The organism is Paenibacillus sp. GCM10027628 (assembly GCF_042676385.1).
Lineage (GTDB): Bacteria > Bacillota > Bacilli > Paenibacillales > NBRC-103111 > Paenibacillus_E.
The window spans coordinates 69,245-88,712 of the sequence record NZ_JBHTHA010000051.1 but is presented as its reverse complement, the minus strand read 5'-3'; the positions used below and the strand labels follow the sequence as shown (position 1 = coordinate 88,712).

The 19,468-nt window shown below is 46.2% G+C and carries 17 protein-coding genes; 7 read left to right on the top strand and 10 right to left on the bottom strand.

What is annotated here, in order from left to right; translation table 11 throughout:
* Positions 1-293: 293 nt before the first annotated feature.
* Positions 294-992, bottom strand: coding sequence for a 3D domain-containing protein (locus tag ACFQZT_RS31270; RefSeq protein WP_379306691.1), 699 nt, complete (start codon positions 990-992; stop codon positions 294-296).
* A gap of 209 nt (positions 993-1,201) precedes the next feature.
* Between ACFQZT_RS31270 and ACFQZT_RS31265 the strand changes: the two genes are divergently transcribed.
* Together ACFQZT_RS31265 and ACFQZT_RS31260 are read left to right on the top strand one after the other, a co-directional pair.
* Complete coding sequence (locus tag ACFQZT_RS31265; RefSeq protein WP_379306689.1) at positions 1,202-2,011, top strand: helix-turn-helix domain-containing protein; 810 nt, start codon at positions 1,202-1,204, stop codon at positions 2,009-2,011.
* 82 nt (positions 2,012-2,093) lie between these two features.
* A complete protein-coding gene (locus ACFQZT_RS31260; RefSeq protein WP_379306687.1) occupies positions 2,094-3,497 on the top strand; it encodes an MFS transporter in 1,404 nt (467 codons plus the stop codon).
* A gap of 94 nt (positions 3,498-3,591) precedes the next feature.
* Here ACFQZT_RS31260 and ACFQZT_RS31255 read toward each other — a convergent pair whose 3' ends face one another.
* Positions 3,592-4,749: an epoxide hydrolase family protein gene (locus tag ACFQZT_RS31255; RefSeq protein WP_379306685.1), complete on the bottom strand. Its 1,158-nt coding sequence runs from the start codon at positions 4,747-4,749 to the stop codon at positions 3,592-3,594.
* Between the two features lie 203 nt (positions 4,750-4,952).
* On the opposite strand from ACFQZT_RS31255, the gene ACFQZT_RS31250 reads away from it, so the two are divergent.
* Positions 4,953-5,897: a helix-turn-helix transcriptional regulator gene (locus tag ACFQZT_RS31250; protein WP_379306683.1), complete on the top strand. Its 945-nt coding sequence runs from the start codon at positions 4,953-4,955 to the stop codon at positions 5,895-5,897.
* Between the two features lie 85 nt (positions 5,898-5,982).
* Here ACFQZT_RS31250 and ACFQZT_RS31245 read toward each other — a convergent pair whose 3' ends face one another.
* The 8 genes from ACFQZT_RS31245 to ACFQZT_RS31210 form a co-directional block, all read right to left on the bottom strand.
* A complete protein-coding gene (locus ACFQZT_RS31245) occupies positions 5,983-7,539 on the bottom strand; it encodes an ABC-F family ATP-binding cassette domain-containing protein (protein ID WP_379306681.1) in 1,557 nt (518 codons plus the stop codon).
* 168 nt (positions 7,540-7,707) lie between these two features.
* Positions 7,708-8,166 carry a hypothetical protein gene (locus tag ACFQZT_RS31240; protein ID WP_379306679.1) on the bottom strand — a complete coding sequence of 153 codons (459 nt, stop codon included), beginning with the start codon at positions 8,164-8,166 and terminating at the stop codon, positions 7,708-7,710.
* A gap of 52 nt (positions 8,167-8,218) precedes the next feature.
* Complete coding sequence (locus ACFQZT_RS31235; RefSeq protein ID WP_379306677.1) at positions 8,219-8,617, bottom strand: hypothetical protein; 399 nt, start codon at positions 8,615-8,617, stop codon at positions 8,219-8,221.
* On the bottom strand, positions 8,614-9,807 hold the full coding sequence (locus tag ACFQZT_RS31230) for an Alp7A family actin-like protein (protein ID WP_379306675.1): 1,194 nt from the start codon (positions 9,805-9,807) through the stop codon (positions 8,614-8,616). The genes ACFQZT_RS31235 and ACFQZT_RS31230 overlap by 4 nt, the downstream gene beginning before the upstream one ends.
* 258 nt (positions 9,808-10,065) lie before the next feature.
* Entirely contained in the window at positions 10,066-11,250 is a 1,185-nt protein-coding gene (locus tag ACFQZT_RS31225) for an MFS transporter (RefSeq protein ID WP_379306673.1), read from the bottom strand.
* A 720-nt stretch (positions 11,251-11,970) separates the two neighbouring features.
* Positions 11,971-13,881, bottom strand: coding sequence for a beta-N-acetylhexosaminidase (locus tag ACFQZT_RS31220; protein ID WP_379306671.1), 1,911 nt, complete (start codon positions 13,879-13,881; stop codon positions 11,971-11,973).
* 147 nt (positions 13,882-14,028) lie between these two features.
* Positions 14,029-14,706, bottom strand: a complete 678-nt coding sequence (locus tag ACFQZT_RS31215) for a hypothetical protein (RefSeq protein ID WP_379306669.1) — start codon at positions 14,704-14,706, stop codon at positions 14,029-14,031.
* A gap of 123 nt (positions 14,707-14,829) precedes the next feature.
* The gene (locus ACFQZT_RS31210; RefSeq protein ID WP_379306667.1) at positions 14,830-15,312 is read right to left on the bottom strand and encodes a CcdC protein domain-containing protein; all 483 of its coding nucleotides are present in this window, start codon (positions 15,310-15,312) and stop codon (positions 14,830-14,832) included.
* A gap of 204 nt (positions 15,313-15,516) precedes the next feature.
* Here ACFQZT_RS31210 and ACFQZT_RS31205 point away from each other — a divergent pair, with 204 nt between their 5' ends.
* The 4 genes from ACFQZT_RS31205 (at position 15,517) to ACFQZT_RS31190 (ending at position 19,454) form a co-directional block, all read left to right on the top strand.
* Positions 15,517-17,277 carry a sulfatase family protein gene (locus ACFQZT_RS31205; protein ID WP_379306665.1) on the top strand — a complete coding sequence of 587 codons (1,761 nt, stop codon included), beginning with the start codon at positions 15,517-15,519 and terminating at the stop codon, positions 17,275-17,277.
* A gap of 303 nt (positions 17,278-17,580) precedes the next feature.
* Positions 17,581-17,937: a hypothetical protein gene (locus ACFQZT_RS31200; protein ID WP_379306663.1), complete on the top strand. Its 357-nt coding sequence runs from the start codon at positions 17,581-17,583 to the stop codon at positions 17,935-17,937.
* Between the two features lie 322 nt (positions 17,938-18,259).
* Positions 18,260-18,856: a hypothetical protein gene (locus ACFQZT_RS31195; RefSeq protein ID WP_379306661.1), complete on the top strand. Its 597-nt coding sequence runs from the start codon at positions 18,260-18,262 to the stop codon at positions 18,854-18,856.
* Positions 18,857-18,869: 13 nt separating this feature from the next.
* Entirely contained in the window at positions 18,870-19,454 is a 585-nt protein-coding gene (locus ACFQZT_RS31190; RefSeq protein WP_379306659.1) for a hypothetical protein, read from the top strand.
* Positions 19,455-19,468: the final 14 nt, after the last annotated feature.

The following is a 19,468-nucleotide window of genomic DNA, read 5'->3' as shown; positions in this document are numbered from 1 at the left end:
AACTACAAACCCCCACAGCGGACTTTCACCGCCTAGTTAATCGCCATGCGTGGCGCACACAAAGAAGGCTGCCGAGAAATCGGCAGCTTTTTGCGCTCCAAAAACGCAAGGAATAAGAAATAAAGCCTGGATACTTACGGCGCAGCTGCACGGCATGGGGCTAAAAGCGATGGATCTGCTTCGCCGCGCTCTCGCCGCCAAGAGCTTATCGTTCGCCGATCACGCGTGAAGCGGCGCTTTATAAAAGTAACGGGCATGCCGCAATAGCAACTGCCCGTTTTTTAATTTTTGCATCAAACATTCTCTTTTTCTAGCAAATAGACTTTTACATTCTTCTTAACCCCGAATTCTTGCGCTTCGTTCAGATCGTTCATGAACACATCGATTCTCGATCCGCGAATGGCCGAACCGATATCCTCCGCTTTGCGAATGCCAACACCTTCAATGAACACTGTTGACCCCAAAGGAATTACAGCGGGATCAACCGCTATCGTGCGTCCTTCTTTGGCTTTTATGCCGCTATAAGTAATACCGTACATGGGGTGCGATTCCTTTTTACCAGTCGATTCAAATCCGGCCGTATAAGCAGTAAGGGTCGTGCTCAACACTTTTTTGATGATTTTATGCTGACCATCCGGCAAATCAATGCCTGCCCCGCTTGACGGAATGCGCAAGCTTTGTCCGATGACCAGAAGGCGCGGATCTTGGATGTCATTGGCGACCATCAGATCATTGACAGATACGCCGAAATTCTGAGCAATTTTATATAGTGTGTCTCCTCGGTTCACCTGGTACTGTGCCGGAGCCGGTGCCGCTTCAGCAGGTGTCCCTTCTGTATCAGATCCCGCCGCATTTACATTTGTTGCATCGTTGTATGTTGGGGATGATTCTCCCCCATCTTCAGTCACAGGGTAGGAATATGCCGTTTCGGCATGCCATAATGCAAGCAGCAAAGGAAGCACCAAAGCAATTCTTATGAATTTACGAAACATAGTATCTCCTCCTCTTAAAAATTAATAGAGTTATAGATACTAGATTGGTCCAATTTATATATTTATATACGTTCAGGTTTCTTTTTCATTTTTTATGGACAAATTATTGAATAAAATCGTTCCCTATATATGAAATATGTGGTAAAATTAACACGAACAATTGTTCTGTAAGGAACATGCTATTTGTCAGGTGAAAGGAAGGTGTAGAAATGGCGACAGACCTGATTTCGGAAATCGATGAGGTCATCGCATTTATTCATCAGCATATCTATGAACCGCTGCCGCTTTCCCGATTGGCCGGGTATGTAGCCTATAGCCCTTACCACTTTTCACGCATTTTCAAAGAAAGAATCGGACTCCCACCCCTATACTATGTCTCCTCCCTTCGTTTGCAAAAAGCAAAAGATCTGTTATTGCGTACGAATCTGAGTGTTCGCGATATCGGATTAGAGATCGGACAGCAAAGTCTGGGGACTTTCACCACCCGATTCACCGAACGGGTCGGCATGACGCCTGCCGAATTTCGAAATTCGACACAGCAAGCCGATAACCATTTGCGTTCACTACGAAATCTTAACGACTGGTATACGCCGCCCGTGCTTGCAAATCCTTACGCTCGAATAGATGGGACCGTCCGCGCGGAAACTCCCTTTGAAGGTGTCATTCTGATCGGCTTGTTTGCCAAACCGATTCCCGAAGGATTTCCCCTGCACGGAACGCTGCTTTCTTCTTTAGGAGATTTTTGTTTTACTGATGTCAAACCGGGCACCTATTACCTTATGGCCACCTCAATCTCTTGGGGGAGTAAGGCCATGGATGTTTTGCTGCCTCAGACAACCTTACGCACACGATCGAAGGAGCCGATCATCGTCAGCCCCTATTCCACGGTCCCTCACCAGCAAGTTACACTCCACGTACCCCGTCTGGACGATCCGCCCATTCTGATTTCTCTACCCTTGTTGATGAACAATTTCCTCAATAAAAGGTTTTCCAACATAGCAAACGATAAGAAATACTAACCTGGATTACATGTTAAACTTGGAGGAGGAGGGATCTGAGAGTCTTTACCTATATCCAAAAAAAGGAAGGATGCATAAAGAGATGAAAGCTGTGGAGAGCAGTACCAAACCTGTAACGGAATCATCCGAAGTAAAGAGAAGTGTGTTGTGGATTTATTACGTGATCTTTTTTGCTGTATTGAACGAATCGGTATTTAATGTTTCGACCCCCAGCATTGCCAAGCAGTTCGGACTGGACGCTTCCGGCGTAAGCTGGGTAGTGACGATCTTTTTTATCGTGTTCGGTATGGGCATGGTCATTTTCGGAAAACTTTCCGATATTTACAGTGTCAAAAAGCTGATTACGATCGGTATCACCCTTTATAGCTTGGGGTCTATCATGGGCTTTGTTTTTCAATCCTGGTACCCTGCTGTCATTATATCCAGAGCTATTCAAGGCGCTGGCGGGTCGGCCATCCCGGCATTGGTCTTTGTCATGGTGGCCCGATTCTTTACGCCGGAAGAGCGGGGAAAAATGTTTGGGGTGATCACCTCGACCGTATCCTTCGCAATTGGCATCGGTCCGGTACTCGGCGGCTATATCGCAGGATCTCTGCACTGGTCCTATTTATTTCTCATTCCGCTCCCTGTCCTCGTTGCGATTCCTTTTTTCCAAAAGCTGCTGCCGAAGGAACAGCGTGGCGCGGGCACTGTAGATATTGTTGGAGCCGTTCTGCTAGGTATTGCAGTGGCTATGTTGATTTTATTTACGACAAATGCAAACTTGCTTTATCTGCTTGTGACTTTCGTGGCGCTAATTTTATTTATTGTTCAAATCCGCCGCGCGAAGGACCCATTTGTCGATCCCGCCCTTTTTACAAACCCGCTATACCGAAACGGGCTCATCATCGGCTTCCTTATATTCGGTACCGTGATGTCCGTCATGTTCGTGATTCCGCTCATGTTAAGCAAAATGTATGGTCTAAGTACGGAGAATATCGGGCTCATTATGTTCCCGGGAGCCATTAGCGCAGTCATATTCGGTAGGGTCGCCGGTAATTTGACCGTCAAACGAGGAAGCCATTACGTCGTTTATCTAGGTCTAGCCTTAATTGCGCTTAGTTTGCTGCTGCAATCTTCCACGATCGGGCTTTGGGTATGGTACATCGGGGTTGCCCTCATTATGATGTACATCGGATTCTCCTTTGTTCAGACGGCACTAACGGAGAGTGTTACGCAGATATTGCCGGTTCACCAAATCGGCGTCGGCATGGGCTTTTTCAATATGACATCAACGATTTCAGGGGCTGTAGTGACCGCCTTAGTCGCCAAAATAATGGAACAAAAGCTGTTCTCATTCCCGCTCCATCCTCTCATCTCGGACTCGCACGCCTACATGTATGGGAATCTTATTCTGGTATTAAGCTTAGTTGTTATAGCCAGTGCGTTCTTATACTTTTTATCTTTCGGCAAAAAAGCTCCGCAGCCGGTCCATGAACCGGTCTAATCTCCCGGAAGCTGATCTTCATGTCATACAAAAAGAGGCTGCCGACGGCAGCCTTTTTTCTATACTTCTTCTAGGTCAGAGTCTATGCTCGATCTTAACGCAAGCTTCGGAAAAATTTGCGAATATCGCTTATCAGCAGATCCGGCGCATCCATTGCTGCGAAATGGGTGCCTCTGTCGAACTCGTTCCAATGTACAATGTGATGGTTCTGCTCGGCATAGTGACGGAGCGCAACGTCCGCTAACTGAAAGACTGCCACGCCGACAGGCGTTTTCGATGGCTCTTTTGGCGCCCAAGCGCTAGGATCATGCGCTCCCTCGTAGTACATGCGAATGGAAGAATTAGCTGTACTCGTTAACCAATAAAGCATCAAGTTTGTCAAAAACTGATCACGGTCTACAGCTTCTACAGCATCTCCAAATCCGTAAAATAGCTCACAATTCCAAGCGAGCAATCCAGCTGGGGAGTCCGTCAGGCCGTAAGCTAAGGTTTGCGGTCTCGTGGATTGAATCGCATTGAATCCAAACCTCTCCCGCATGAAATGGGTTAAGCGTTCCAAACGTACCTTCTCCGCATCCGTGAACTTCGCCAGTACATCTTCTTCAACCGGACCGAATGGAATGAATCCCACTGTAGCTGCATTCACATGAACACCGACCACATGGCCCGCCGCCACACGGCCAAGCTCCGGAGAAATGATGGCACCCATATCTCCGCCTTGGGCACCGTACCTTTCATAGCCCAATCGGTTCATGAGTTCAGCGAAAGCGCCGGCTACACGCGTCGATGTCCATCCGGCTTCCTTCGTCGGGCCGGAAAATCCGAAACCTGGAATTGAAGGAATGACCAGATGAAACGCATCCGCCGAATCGCCTCCATAAGAGCTAGGATCCGTAAGAGGTCCGATCACATCCAGAAACTCAACGATCGATCCCGGCCAGCCATGGGTCAAGATGAGCGGCATTGCATCCGGTTCCGGAGAACGGACATGCAAGAAATGAACCGTTGCGCCGTCGATCGTTGTTGTGAATTGGGGAAGCTCGTTCAAGCGAGCCTCATGCTTGCGCCAGCTATAAGACGTTCTCCAATACTCCGCCATCTCCTTAACAAAGCTTAGAGGCGCTCCGTAATTCCAGCCTACGCCCGGAAGTTCATCAGGCCAACGAGTTAAAGCAAGCCGCTCTTTAAGGCTATCTAGATCAGATTGAGGGACTTCGATGCGGAATGGGCGGATCGTTTGGTCATGTTTCATTTTAAATTCCTCCTCAGATTTGTTATTTGCTGCTATATTCGTAGTTTAGCCCACCCTTACTGACAGCTTGTTGTCAGGGTCTTTTACCAAACCTAAATTAAGTTTTTGGTCTGTTCTCATCGACAAATTCCTTAGCCAAACGTAAAATGATGGTTGGAAGTATTAGGATGGACATGGAGTACTAGAAAAAGGAGGGATTAAGCTTGAAAATTCAGCGTCTGCTTGCCATTACGATGCTATTGTTAAGCCAGCGGAGGATTAGCGGGCCGGCACTCGCCGATAAGTTCGAAGTATCGCTTCGAACCATCTACCGAGATCTGGAGACGATCAACTCCTCGGGTATTCCCATCGTCTCTTATACAGGCCCTGACGGCGGCTATGAAATCATGGAGCAATTCCGGATCGACCGCCAAATCGTTACCTTGGATGATCTTCAATCCATCTTGGTTGCACTAAAAGGGGTCCAGTCTTCACTGAACGATCAGGAAATGGACACCTTATTAACCAAGGTCAAAGCGCTTGTGGCCAAATCTGACCAGAACCGGATGGAAGAGACTGGCGAGACTCTCATTTTTGATACCAATCTATGGCACGGCGGCGGGCTCAGAGACAAGTCGATGCTGGCAACGCTTCGGCAAGCGGCCAAAAATCGCACAGTCGTGTCTTTTTTATACACGAATTCCGAAGGAATCGGAGAACACCGGTCCGTCGAGCCTATCGGTATCGCATGGAAGGGCTATTCTTGGTACCTCTATGCGTATTGCCGGCTTCGCAACGACTATCGGACATTCCGACTTTCAAGGATAAGAGAACTGCATGTGCGCTTGGAGCAATTTAAGAATAGAGGCGTTCGTTTGGAGGAGCTTGATGCCAAATGGGGCAACCAAGAACCGGGCCCTACTATACAGCTTGTTCTGCGCTTTCGCCCGCGCGTAAGGGTGAGAGTGGAGGAAGCGTTCGGACAAGACGCTGTCGAAGTCCAAGAGGATGGGTTTCTTCGTGTAACAGTTAGCTATCAGGATAGTCAATGGATGTACGGCATGCTGTTAAGCTACGGTCCTGACGTCCAAGTGCTGGAGCCTGCTTCTGTCGCGGATTATATAAAAAGTCAGGCTGAACAGATTTTCAATAATTATGAGGTCAAGTGATCTTGAATTGCGGAATGCAGCCTTTCCTGTATGCAAAAAAGCCTGCCTAATCACTAACGGATAGGCAAGCTTCGGGTAGTATGGATTAAAACACCTTCGTCGTCCAGGACTCACAGTTCCAAGTGTCTGTCACGACATCGCGATAAAATTCCGGTTCGTGGGAAATGAGAAGAATGCTGCCTTTGTATGCTTTAAGCGCACGTTTCAGCTCATCCTTGGCATCCACATCCAAGTGGTTGGTCGGCTCATCGAGCACCAGCAGGTTCGATTCACGGTTGATCAGCTTGCAGAGGCGCACTTTCGCTTTCTCGCCGCCGCTAAGCACGACAATTTTGCTCTCAATATGCTTGGTGGTAAGACCGCATTTGGCCAGCGCCGCCCGCACTTCGAATTGTGAAAATGAAGGGAATTCCTTCCACACCTCTTCGATGCAGGTATTGTTATTGGCATCTTTCATTTCCTGTTCAAAGTAGCCAATATTCAGGTTCTCTCCGAGCTGAACGGAGCCGGACAGAGCCTTGATCTCACCAAGGATACTCCGCATCAATGTCGTTTTACCGATCCCGTTCGCCCCTACGAGTGCAATCTTCTGTCCCCGTTCCATGCGGAGATCAAGCGGTCTGGATAGCGGCTCCTCATAACCGATAACGAGACTCTTCGCTTCAAAAATCACCTTGCCGGACGTTCTCGCCTCTCTGAAATTGAACTGAGGCTTTGGTTTTTCCTTTGCAAGCTCAATGACGTCCATCTTATCGAGCTTCTTTTGTCTGGACATCGCCATATTTCGCGTCGCAACACTCGCTTTGTTCCGCGCAACGAAATCTTTCAAATCAGCAATTTCCTGCTGCTGGCGTTTATAAGCAGATTCAAGCTGCTGCTTTTTCATTTCGTAGACTTGCTGGAAATAGTCGTAGTCGCCGACATAGCGGTTTAGCTCTTGATTTTCCATATGATAAATCAGGTTAATAACGCTATTCAAGAACGGAATATCATGTGAAATTAGAATGAATGCATTCTCATACTCTTGCAAGTAACGCTTCAACCATTCGATGTGCTGCTCATCGAGATAGTTCGTCGGCTCGTCAAGAAGCAGAATGTCCGGCTTCTCAAGCAGCAGCTTTGCCAGCAATACTTTCGTCCGTTGTCCGCCGCTCAGGTCATTGACGTCCTTATCCAGCCCGATATCGGTAAGGCCCAATCCGCGGGCAGTCTCTTCAATTTTGGCATCGATCATATAAAAATCTTGATTCGTCAATGTATCCTGAATCGTTCCGACGTCCTCTAGCAGCCTCTCCAGCTCTTCCGGAGTGACGTCGCCCATCTTGGCGTACATATCGTTCATTTCTTGTTCCATATCGAACAGATATTGAAAGGCTCCCTTCAGGACGTCGCGGATCGTCATGCCCCTGCTAAGCACCGCATGTTGATCGAGGTAGCCAACACGCATGCGTTTGGACCATTCGATTTTCCCGTCATCCGGTTGAAGCTTGCCCGTAATAATGTTCATAAAAGTGGACTTGCCTTCACCGTTGGCTCCGATCAGTCCAATATGTTCGCCTTTGAGCAGGCGGAAGGATACATCGTTGAAGATTGCGCGATCTCCAAAGCCGTGGCTGAGTCGTTCTACGTTTAATATGCTCATGATTGACACCTTTTCTTTTAAACTTTTATCTCGTTATATTATAAGCGTTAAACCGCGCACAACTCAATGTGGCAATGTATACAAAAATGTTGGAAAGGAAAAAAAGAAGACTGCCATAAGCAGCCTTCCTTGTTATGTTCACATCGCAGCACTAGCCTTCCTAGCATGTCAGTTAGCCATCTGACGCCATTCGGGGTACTCTTCCAGGTATCCGCACTGGCTCAACTCCTGAAGCGCCCTACGTATGTTATGTTCGTCTTCACCCGAATCTCCTGCTAATTCCAACAGGTCTTGCATATGAATCTGCGGGTTATCCTTGCAAAAGATGAGTAACCCTTTGGCAGCCCATGAGAGGCGGTCATCCTGAAAATTGCCGACCATCCGCCGGAATAATTTATGCGGCAAAATTTTCAGATCCACGAGGCATTGCAGCGCCTTCATGGTTTGTTTGTCACTCATTCGACCCAGTTTAGCGATATCCGATAACTCCGGCAAACTGGATTCAGACGAGAAACTTCTCAAAATTATGAACACCATTTGAGCATAAATATCAAGTCCAGGTTGACGAAATATTTCATCAGAAAGTGTAAAATTACGCGTACCTGCGGTTGCTTGTTCGGTAGACATTCGATGTCCTCCTTCTCATCCTGATTGGAGTTCACCCCTCAATTCCATACTTTCATTTCTCTGTCTCGTGTTCGTGCATTAGCTTACCGGCATTCCGTCCGGCTTGACGAAAAATTTGCTCCAGACTAAAGTCGTTCCGGCTGATAGCTTCGGGCTCAACTACAGAGCTAAGGTCAAGGTCTTCGCGATCTTCCAAAGATTCCATTGGATAGATCGCATCATCCAAAAATGATCCGGCATCATGAATATGCGTGCCTCCATGCACCGGAGTCTCCAATGCTAATTTCTGTAGAATATGTCTGGTCAGAATATCCATGACGCCCTGACTAAACATACCGTCCGCTTTCAACCGGTTCATATAATCGATAACCTCAGGCGGCGTGTCCGTCGGGATGTAAAGGGTCACATCCTTACCCGGACTTACCATAACCGTTGATCTCCGTTTCTTCAATCCGACCCGCTCCCACCCTCGAGTCCTCTCTCGGCCTCAACGCTTGCCGCTGTTTCCCCCACTTGTTTCAGGGCATGCTCCAACAGAAAGAAAGTACCGCGGCAATTGCGGAACTGGCTGTACGCGGAGTTATCGAATCGGATCGGCAAACCCAACTCGGCGTTTAGTTTCTCAATCCAAGGTTGAAGAACGATGGCACCGCCACCGATAAACCAGAACTCATTGGCATAACGAACATGCTTCCAGGCGTTACGGGCGTATTTCAGTACCTTCTCCGCCAAGATACGCATGTGTCGATTAACAAGGTTCGTCATATCAAACGCAACTTTACCCTCTGCGTAGATTTCGTACTCCTTGTTGATGAGCATAAGCGTCAGCTCTGCCGTGCTGCCAACTAATTCCTCACCTTGGGCGTTGACCTCATTGCGAATGCTTTCCAAGGCGTCGTTCAGATAGATCTTGGCGCCTGTCGAATGCCGCTGATCCAGATCAAGCCCCGGTCTAAAAAAGGCGATATCCATATCCACACCGCCAACGTCTGCTATACCGAAACCTTTGTGCGCCAACTGCGACTTGGAGGTTGCTTCCATGTCATAAACGCCTGACACATCGTCAATGCTGATTCCAGTTGGCAGCGAGAACTCCATTTCAACCGTTACGCCTTTAAATAAAGGAGTTGTGATAAATGTAATGGAATGGACGCCCCCTGTTATCTTTTGGGCGAATTCTTCACTAAATTTGGTGATCTCTCTGATGGGCAGCCCCGTTCCTAGATTGACCGCAGCTTTAATGCGGTTTTTGCCGCGTTTAATAGCATCTTCGTGTTTCGTTGCTATCGCATATGCCGCTGCTGTCAGGAGGGTCACCATCGTCTCCGGTCGCTGCGCCTTCTTTTGTACCGCTTTGTCACCTACGATTTCATGAACGATACCTTCGTCCCCGATCGCCAGGTTACCTACGTAGACGTGACGGTACTGTTCCATATCAATCGCAGGCGATGTGATTTGAACATCCAGAAAATCCAGGGGATCTCCTTGTTCCATCAATAAAAAGCGTTCTCCAAACGGTTGCGCCACCACATTAGGGAAAATAAAACTGTTGTTCAAGTCATCATAAATACCTTTAATATGACTGCTGCCGTTATCAATCGATAAATCAATGGTTGTGGTAAGAATATCGTGCTTGGCCATGTCTATTTCCTCTCCCAACCTATATGAGCTAGTATAATAGATTCGCAATTGTGGAGAGATTTGGGAGGGTTATTAGAAGTTTCTTACATCTTTGTTTTGGAGGTGGCAACTAAAATTTAAAGTTCAACGTTTAAAATTTAAACTTTAGAATTTAAGATTTAAACTTTAAAGTTTATTTCAAGTCGGGGCCTGTCTCCGGTTAAGAAAAAAGACCCGATTTAGCCATCAAACAGGCTAATCGGGCCTCCAAAGCCGCAATCAATGCGAAGATTCAACTTGATCGATATGCTGCAAATGTTTCCGATTGAGGAACAGATACATAACCGATAAAAGAACAAAAACGCCGCCCACATAAAACGGAACGTGCGGGTTATACCACTCTGCCAGCTTCCCTGCCAAATATGGAGCGATTGCACCGCCAATAAACCGCAGGAAGCTATAAGCGGCAGATGCCGTGGAACGTTGAACAGGCGCCGCATTCATCACCGCTGTCGTGATTAGCGTATTGTTATTCCCCAGGAACGCGCCGGCAATAATAACCGCTATAATGATGACCTCTTTATTCATGGTCCAAATCCCCATAACGAACAAGGTCAGCGCAAACAAAAACAACTGAATGCACATCGATTTCAAAGTACCGTACCGTTTTTGGAGTTTGGGCGCCATAAAGACGGAAGCGACCGCCAACATTAAGCCCCAACCGAGGAATACATAACCGAGACCGTGCTCATCGAGACCTAAATGACCTAATATTAGTGCCGCATAAACCAACAATGTAAAGAAACCAAAGTTGTACAAGAAAGCTGTAATCCCGAAAGTGAAAAGTGCGCGATGTTTCAGGGCGCGAAATGGGTCCAGCAACGAGGTTTTGGCTTTCGCAACAGGTTTCGTTCGGGGCATGACAATCAAGAGAAAGATAAAGGCAACAACCATTAACGTGCTAACGCCAAAAAACGGCCCTCTCCAAGAAATCGCGCCAAGCTCTCCGCCAAGCAGCGGACCAACGGATATCCCTAAGCCAACAGCCGTTTCAAACAAAATAATCGAGAGCCCAACTCCGGAGTTGGATAAAGATACGATGGCGGATAAGGCAGTGGCGACAAAGAGTGCATTCCCAAGACCCCAACCGCCGCGCAGCCAGACGAGCTGCCAGATGCCATTAGAATTCCCTCCAAGCGCCGAGAACAAGGCAATGATGACGATGCCTAGGAGTAGCGTCCACTTCAACCCGATTCGTGAGGAAATCACACCTGTAATCAACATAGCGACAGCCATAACGATATTGTAGCTAGTGAATAACAATGTAACATCGCTCGACGAGGCGTGCATGTTTTGGGCAATGGATGGCAGGATCGGGTCTACAAGTCCAAGTCCCATGAAAGCGATAATACTGGCAAAGGCAACAGCCCACACCGCCTTGGGTTGGTTCAACATACTTGGCATAATTCATTTCCTTTCTTTGTATTTAATTGTATTATGCAACTTCTATATAATTGTATTATACAACTTAATGCCTTTGTGTCAATGATCAAAGGCCTTTGGATCTCTTTTTACCAGAATCCTTGTTACCTGTAATCAAGATTATGCCTCGCTATCCATCAAGCTAAATTGCCGGGTAGGATAAAATCACCCTGCGTGTGATTGAAAATAGGCATAGTCAGCAGATTAGAGAATTGGGGTCGCTATTAGTGAGCCTCTTTGACGCATTTTATTTTAGAGGTATGTTCCAAACGGGGCTCGAAAGAACAAAGGTCTTAGATTAGAGAACCATGTTCGTTATATATGGACCATTGTTCTTTAATCGATCCCTAGACGGGGATTCCTCACCTTTTAGCGTCTCTTCGGTCGCTAATAGCGACCATCAGTTCTCTAAAGGCGAAATCAGCAGAAAGTGACTGACGCCTAACGCGAATCCTGAGCGCGCGCGCCGACACAGGAGACGGTCGAACCCCAGTGTAACCATCAGCCAATACACACGCATATGAGGTTCCATGCTCTATTGCCCACAATCAGCATCTTGCATATTTCCTATATGAGAATCGACAAACATCTTCGAAGATGATCCGCCGCGTATAGCTGAAGTTTATATCGCCAACAGGACCCCAAAACATTAAAAAAATGACTCCGAAATCCCGGAGCCATCTTCTAAAGGTATTTGTATCTTTAAAAAGGATTCAATACATGAAAGAAGACATTGGGCGACGCCATCCGGTAATAATAACTGCACCAGCCTACGCCCTTCTGATTAAACCTGTTTGTGGTGCTGTACAGCAATCGTTCTTGTTCCAGCTCTTCGATCTGCCTGATTCGCCCCTCTACATAATCGAGAAGCCTAAGTGAAGCGGTATCCAGCCTGTTCACGACACCGCCATAGCGGATGTCGATGACTTCCCAGCCGAACGGCTTGAACATGCGCAGCCATTGGGTACGATGAGCGGCGCGCAATTTGCTGACAGCTTCCGAGATAGCTGGCAGTTCTTCGGTCGCGATGCGTCTCAACGTTTCGGTATCTCCAGCATCGTATGCCCGCTTCAGCTCAATACCGATCTCGCTTTTTTGCTTCAGCACGCCGCATAGCTGCTCCGGCACCTCAAACAAATAATCCAGCTCTGCATCTTCGACGCGGCGCAGGTGGATTTCCCGCTCCACCTGCGCGTAATGCGCCGCCATCTCCAGACCTTCGATCTGCTTATCGAACAATCCGAGCAGCACATCCTGATAGAGCAGAAACTTCGACGGGTTGCTCTGCTTACGGTTATCCGGTTCCGAGCCCGGCGTCTCGTCCAGGTATTTGAGCTGCAAGAATGCATCGGCCTCGATGCCGGTGCAGAATTTGACCCGCTCTGCCAGGCGCTCCCAATCCGGCTTGCCTTCCGTGTAGGCATGTTCAGCATAGAGCTGCAAGCCCAGCAACGCAATGAACGGATTGCTCTCCATGCCGTCGTCGCCCCACATCGTCGCGTAAACCTCACGGATGCCTTCCTTCTTGCACACCTGCAGGGCAGTATCCGACGCATTCAGCGACAAGCCGTAGTTGACTCCGAACGTATTAAATACCCAGACAGCACCTGCAAACACAAGGTTGCACCCGAGCGGCCGGTGCTTTGCGATGAGGCTCTCGTAATCCTCCCGCTCCGTATGGACGTAATCCCAATAAACCATATCCACATCTTTAGGGATACGCCGCGCCATTTCCTCCGGGATCTGGGTCTCTTCGTCGTAATATTCGCTTCCGCCGGCAGAAGCCAGCTTCAAGAACATATCACTCCACATCATCGGCTTGAGGCCGCGTCGGCGTGCGATATCCAGCACTTTCTCCAAGTGCGTGGTCATGATCTCAAACCGGCTTACATAGCCGTTCTGATCCAAATATTTACCACGGCCGAGCTCTTCCGCCTCGTCCATGCCGACATGGATTTTGCGACTGCGAAACGGCGAGCTGGCAGCTTCGATCATGTTCTCGACCAATTGAATCGTCTTGTCTTCCCCGACCAGCAGCGCACCCTTCGTATCTTTGTAATGCTTCACCGGCTCCCATTTCAGGAATTCCTCCAGATGTGCGAGGGTCTGAATGCTCGGGAATGCCTCAATGCCGAACTGGTCGGCATAATCGTCAATCTCTTTCAGCTCCGCTTGTGTATACCGCCCACGCATATAGCCGAAATAAGGTTCACCTTTAATCTCGTACGTATCTTCCAAATAAAGCATGACGGTGTTAAGTCCCATCAAGGCCATTTTATTCAGCATGAATTTGAAGCTGTCTACCGTCAATACCGCATTGCGCGACAGATCGAACATCGGTCCTATCGTATCAAACTGCTGCTTTTCTCGAATTTGGAACGGATTTCCCACGCGCCCGTGCTGCACGAGAAGACCGAGTCCCCGGAAAAATTGATGCTTTTGCCCATAACGAATATAAGCACTCCCTTGTTCCATACCTACTTCCAGATCGCCTGTTGATAGCTCAACTCGGACGCTTAGTCCGTCTTGGGCTACCGTGATGCCTAGCTCCTTAGACAATACCTGGATCCCGGGAAGCAGAGCGGTTAATTCTCCTTCAAAATACAATCTCATCTGTAATTTCCTCCTAAGCCAGTAACATGTGCTTATTATGAAGCTTACACGATTTTGATCGTTTCATCCAGTAATTCATTTGAAAATTTAATGTTTCAATCACTTCATTCCTGGAATTAGTGTTAACCCTTCCGTCATTGCCTGTTATCAGCTACTTTTTCTTTGTAACTGCAGTTTTTCTACCGCAAAAGACATTAAAGTTTCCAATGGATTCCCGATTCTACGGTTCGTCTCTTTTTCCATATGTCTAGCCGCTTCCACCATGGATAATTGAGCGACGGATATTGTTGTATTTTTGTCGGATTCGAGCAGCGTATGCATGTATCCGGTCAATGCCCGGACATACTCTTCATTCATGCCTTTCATGATGAGTTCAAAAGTATGCTGGATCACTTGGACCTCCACTTGTGGAGATTTACCCAATTCGCTAGCCCGGTCGTGAAGACGTTTCATCGTCCCTTCTACTGTGGCAGGATTCGTAAAAAGCAAGATTTGCGATTGTTCTTGATCGCAGATATAGGTAAAGAAAGGTTCGTCCATTTTAATAATAGGGATGGATAGGGAAAGCTGGTCTTCCTCGAGCAGCGCAATGTAATTCGTGCATGTAATCAGAATAGCGTCCACCTTGCACTCAGCGATCCATTCGATCTGCTCTTTCACCTTTTGCTGTGCATCTATTACGCTAAACTTCTCGTCGGACGAGACTCTGCCAACCAAACCGGGGTCAACAAAATGAAGCAATTCAGCGTCATAAACTGAAAATGCCTGCTCGATATACGGAATATTCGAATAGTGTGCATGCAAACAACCGATTCGTTTTGTCATCAAAGCTTCTCCTCCAATGGGTATGATTTACCCATTCTAACAAAATGATAGGGGAGCATCCAATATAGATGAAAAAGGGCTATCCACATTATGGATAGCCAGGAATGATTTGAACAACTTTTCTTATGCGTTGATCCCTAAAGTTTTATGGTTGCTTACACTGCGGAATTTCATGAAGCTTACGATACGCCATGTCGCTATATATCCGAGCGTGACCAAATTACACATAAAGCTCAGGGTGCTTGGATCTATCGTTTTAACCGTTGCAACAACGACAAATCGGAGTGCAAAGATCACGATTAACAACACGAAAACCGTCTTATTGCGTTTGATAAACGTGTCTCCGCTTGCCCGGACTTCAAAGTTCGTCGTTAGGATGAGAGGTATGGAAACGACCATTCCTACTAGCAAGGCTAAGATGACTTGCCCCTGCTGGATATGAAGGGTTGGATCGAACAATTGAAATAACGAGGTAGAGATGTATAGGATCGGTAGCAATAAAGTGATTCCTGCTTTCTTGATTGGCGCTTTCATACCGCTTAATTGACCGCGTATGATGAAAAAGAAAATCGCTACCGAAATGATTAAAGATACTGTTGAATTCATGTGAACAACACTCCCTTATTGGATTGGATCTTATAGATTTATTATCGCTAATAAGGGAGTTTACCGACAGTGCAAGAAGTAATCAGATCGAGGTGACTTATGTCATTTTAAAAGTCGCTTCATTATGTATTTTCTGAAATACTTCTCTTTTGACACTTTATCACATAGTCATGGTAAAAAAGCCGCCCCGGGAAGGTGCCTGCCATGAATGAACAGCCGCTTTCTTCAAAGGATGAAAAACCTAACATTCTCGTATTTCTCGTAGATGAGGAGCGCTATCCGCCCCTTTATGAAAATGCGGAAATCCAGGAATGGCGCAGACAAAATCTCGTTGCTCACGAACTTTTGAAAGCTAATAGCCTGGAATTTCACAGGCATTACATTGGAAGTGCAGCCTGCTGCCCTAGTCGAGCAACCTTATTGACCGGTCAGTATCCCTCTCTCCATGGCGTCTCCCAAACCAACGGAATTGCCAAAGAAAGCGCCGACTCGGATATGTTTTGGTTGGACAGAAACACAGTGCCTACGATCGGTAATTACTTTCGCGAGGCAGGTTACCAAACCTATTATAAAGGGAAGTGGCATATCTCTTATGAGGATATTGTTGTTCCCGGTACGCATCAAAGTGTCCCCAGCTATAACCCCATGACCGGTGTACCTGATAGAAGTAAAGAAGCCTTGTATTTGGGCGCCGACCACCTGGACAGCTACGGGTTTTCCGGTTGGATTGGTCCGGAGCCCCACGGTAAAAACCCCCGTAACTCCGCTTCTTCCGCGGCTTTCGGGGTAAGCGGCAGAGACATAGTCTATGCTTCAGAAGCAGTTGAGCTCATCGAGTCTTTGGATCGGGAGAAAATGAGGGACAACAAGGCGAAGCCGTGGCTGCTTATCACTTCCTTTGTGAACCCTCATGATATTGTTTTGTACGGCTCTCTTACTTCACATCTTCCTGTATTTGATTTCGATATAGAGCCTATGCCACAGGTTGCTCCGCCACCGACCATAAACGAATCTTTACATACAAAACCACGATGTCAAGCCAGCTATCAGCAAATATATCCCCGAGCTTTACAGCCTATCATCAACGAAGTGCATTATCGTAAGCTTTACTATCAACTGCAAAAAAAGGCAGATCAGGAAATGCTTAAGGTGTTTGAAGCACTTACCCGCTCCTCCTTCTATGACAATACGATTGTTGTTTTTACATCCGATCACGGGGATTTGCTTGGCGCTCACGGTCATCTTCATCAAAAATGGTACTGTGCTTACGAAGAAATGTTGCATGTGCCTTTGCTCATTCACCATAAAAAGCTTTTTCCGCGGCCGAAGCATTTCGATACGCTTACAAGCCACGTTGATCTGCTGCCTACCCTGCTGGGTCTGGCCAATATCGATGTACCTGCCATCCAAAATCGCTTACGGCATACATTCAGTGAAGTCCGTTCTTTTGTAGGCCGCGATCATTCTCCATTGATCATGGGGCAGACCAAGTCGGATCCAGTCGAAGAACCGATCTATTTCATGATAGACGACGATGTTACTCGCGGCCAGCACCAGATCAATCCTTTGGGGATACCTTATCCTTCCGTTATACAACCTAACCATATCGAAACTGTTATTGCCAGCATACATAGGAATAACACCAAAGAGTTGTGGAAGTACTCCCGTTACTTCGATAACGATCAATTTTGGAGCCATCCTGGCGACACAGACGTTATCGCTTACCCAATTGCTGGTCCCCCCGCCCCTGACGGATCGCAGGTAACTTTGTATACCACATCCGTCAAAACCAAGCCTGTCCCTGAGGAGTATGAACTGTATAACTTGACCGCAGACCCGCTGGAAACATGCAATCTTGCACATCCGGCCTTCACCACGGATCAAACAAGAGATGTGCAAAAGCAGATGGCGCATCTGCTGGAGGAACAACGGAAGCAAAAACGGTTAGTACCAAGCTTACAATAAGGTAACCTTAGAAAGATCGACCTCCACCCCTTAGATAGGTGTAACGAGGAATGAAAGGACTTATGACCCGTTGAGACATGGGAGTAAAAATCGCTAAGGGCACAGTGGAGAATACGTGCATCATATGGAATAAATTGGGTGACGCTACCCCCACCTCTATTCCCGCACGCCTTCTAACGAATTAATTTAGCAAGCCTCAACTCTCTCCAATCTTCTTCCGAATTTAATAGGGACGAAATCCTGCCAACGTTCGCCATGAAAAGGAGCCTAGGGCAAACGGGCTTTCCCCACAGTGAAAGGTTATTGAATCAATCAGGAGCAGCTCCTTCGGCAACTTCTCGCAGTGATACTCCACATCACCTATTGATGGAATACCCTGGGATCCGTGAGCTCCCTACGGCTTTACCTGATCGATGGTTAACAACCCCGATTTTCAAAAAAGGTGTTACGAGCAGCCCTGTGTATCCGCCAAGCATGCTACTTTTGGGACAACTTGGAGCCGTTATTGTAGAAGAACAAAAAGAACAGACTATTCAATCGTTAGAAAAATGCAAGATGCTTCCGAAAACGGATCATGGATCGCATTCTTCCGCCTGCAAAGCTAAAACAACAACATGTCATTTGAAACTTTTAGAATTACAAAACCGTCAGACTTCATAAAGTGATTGACGTGTATACACTCTTTTAAGGCAGTTATATTGGTTTTCTTCATTTCACTCTATCATGGCAGGATTGACCATTACCACATGTAAGCCCTTTTCCTTTAACCAGCAGTTGTCTCCACCCGAAGGATCCAACATTAAAATTGAGCCGATAAAAAATCTGAATTGTAGTTGATATAAATAATTCCATTTCATACATTTAAAAATAAAATTTACCAATAAAATAAAATATTCTCATTAAAGTATTTACAAGAAATAATTGGTAATATATTATGATAGTGTAATCTTCTTATCATAAATTATACAAGAGGTGGAAAGAGATGGGAAAATCAAAAATTTTTAAAGTCATAGGTTCACTAATTCTTTGTTCAGCATTAGTGCCTATTTCTGCTTCAGCAACTACTTGGACTGGAGGCAGAACAAGTGGTATCTTCACCGCATATTATGACTCCTCAGTTTCGCAATATGGCTATACTTCAATTTTTGATGAAGGTAAAAATAATTGGGGAGGAATTTCTAGTAAAGTAGCTATTACGTATACGAGCAGTAATACCAGTACCTCCGATGAATATTATGCAGGGTATTCTAGTATTGTAGGAAGACTGGGTTATACACAACCTTACAAAACAGATTCATTAGGTTTACACCAGATGGCCAGTACGTCCGAAACATGGACATACTGTGTAGTTTCTTTATACGATAACAATATTAAGGCTAGTAAAAATGGAAGTAATCCAGATGGAAGTTTAACAAGAGCCCAGATTGTATCTTCTGTTACCACACATGAAATTGGGCACTCATTGTCCTTAGCACATTCACCAACTGGCACTGCTTCAGTTATGACAGCAAACGATATAACAAATTTCCCCCCGAATACTTATGACAAAACTGACCTAAAAAGTAAATGGGGAAATTAAAGGAGGAGTTATCATGTTACTAACAAAAAAGAAGGTCTCTATTGGATTGCTGACATTAGCATTATTAGCAGGCGGTACCTCATATTATTCTCTTGTTTATAACAAAGTTACCACTATCGTTGGGTATGAAAGGGTTGTACCATATAACGATTTGCAGTCATTGGAGAAAAATGCAGAAATTATTCTTATAGCAACTCCAACTAATGATTTTGAAGGCCGTGACCATAAAGCTACATATTTTCCTGGAGGGAAATCCTCTAATACAATCCAAGATGCTTATACTCTAACAAATATAAAAGTACAAAAAGTTATTAAATCTAATGGTGAAGTTTCTGAGGATAAGACGATTAAGGTAATTGAGCCAGTTGGTCTTATTCAAGAAATTACTGGGAAGAAGAAGTTAACGGTAGACGATTATTCAGAGATGGAGAAAGGTAAAAAATACGTAGTGTTCTTAAAAAAGAATACACAGGGACAATATAGTATTATGTCATCAGCATATGGTAAGTACAACCTAGATAACGCTGATACTAAAGATACAACAGATATTCAAAACCGTGAAAACATCAAAAAAGAAATAAAATCAAAGTATCAATAAAAATTACTTCCAAA

Excerpts from the sequence above, each read along its gene's own strand:
- ACFQZT_RS31270 (WP_379306691.1), bottom strand. The coding sequence starts at position 992 with ATGTTTCGTAAATTCATAAGAATTGCTTTGGTGCTTCCTTTGCTGCTT.
- ACFQZT_RS31265 (WP_379306689.1), top strand. The coding sequence starts at position 1,202 with ATGGCGACAGACCTGATTTCGGAAATCGATGAGGTCATCGCATTTATT.
- ACFQZT_RS31260 (WP_379306687.1), top strand. The coding sequence starts at position 2,094 with ATGAAAGCTGTGGAGAGCAGTACCAAACCTGTAACGGAATCATCCGAA.
- ACFQZT_RS31255 (WP_379306685.1), bottom strand. The coding sequence starts at position 4,749 with ATGAAACATGACCAAACGATCCGCCCATTCCGCATCGAAGTCCCTCAA.
- ACFQZT_RS31245 (WP_379306681.1), bottom strand. The coding sequence starts at position 7,539 with ATGAGCATATTAAACGTAGAACGACTCAGCCACGGCTTTGGAGATCGC.
- ACFQZT_RS31240 (WP_379306679.1), bottom strand. The coding sequence starts at position 8,166 with ATGTCTACCGAACAAGCAACCGCAGGTACGCGTAATTTTACACTTTCT.
- ACFQZT_RS31230 (WP_379306675.1), bottom strand. The coding sequence starts at position 9,807 with ATGGCCAAGCACGATATTCTTACCACAACCATTGATTTATCGATTGAT.
- ACFQZT_RS31225 (WP_379306673.1), bottom strand. The coding sequence starts at position 11,250 with ATGCCAAGTATGTTGAACCAACCCAAGGCGGTGTGGGCTGTTGCCTTT.
- ACFQZT_RS31220 (WP_379306671.1), bottom strand. The coding sequence starts at position 13,881 with ATGAGATTGTATTTTGAAGGAGAATTAACCGCTCTGCTTCCCGGGATC.
- ACFQZT_RS31215 (WP_379306669.1), bottom strand. The coding sequence starts at position 14,706 with ATGACAAAACGAATCGGTTGTTTGCATGCACACTATTCGAATATTCCG.
- ACFQZT_RS31210 (WP_379306667.1), bottom strand. The coding sequence starts at position 15,312 with ATGAATTCAACAGTATCTTTAATCATTTCGGTAGCGATTTTCTTTTTC.
- ACFQZT_RS31205 (WP_379306665.1), top strand. The coding sequence starts at position 15,517 with ATGAATGAACAGCCGCTTTCTTCAAAGGATGAAAAACCTAACATTCTC.
- ACFQZT_RS31195 (WP_379306661.1), top strand. The coding sequence starts at position 18,260 with ATGGGAAAATCAAAAATTTTTAAAGTCATAGGTTCACTAATTCTTTGT.
- ACFQZT_RS31190 (WP_379306659.1), top strand. The coding sequence starts at position 18,870 with ATGTTACTAACAAAAAAGAAGGTCTCTATTGGATTGCTGACATTAGCA.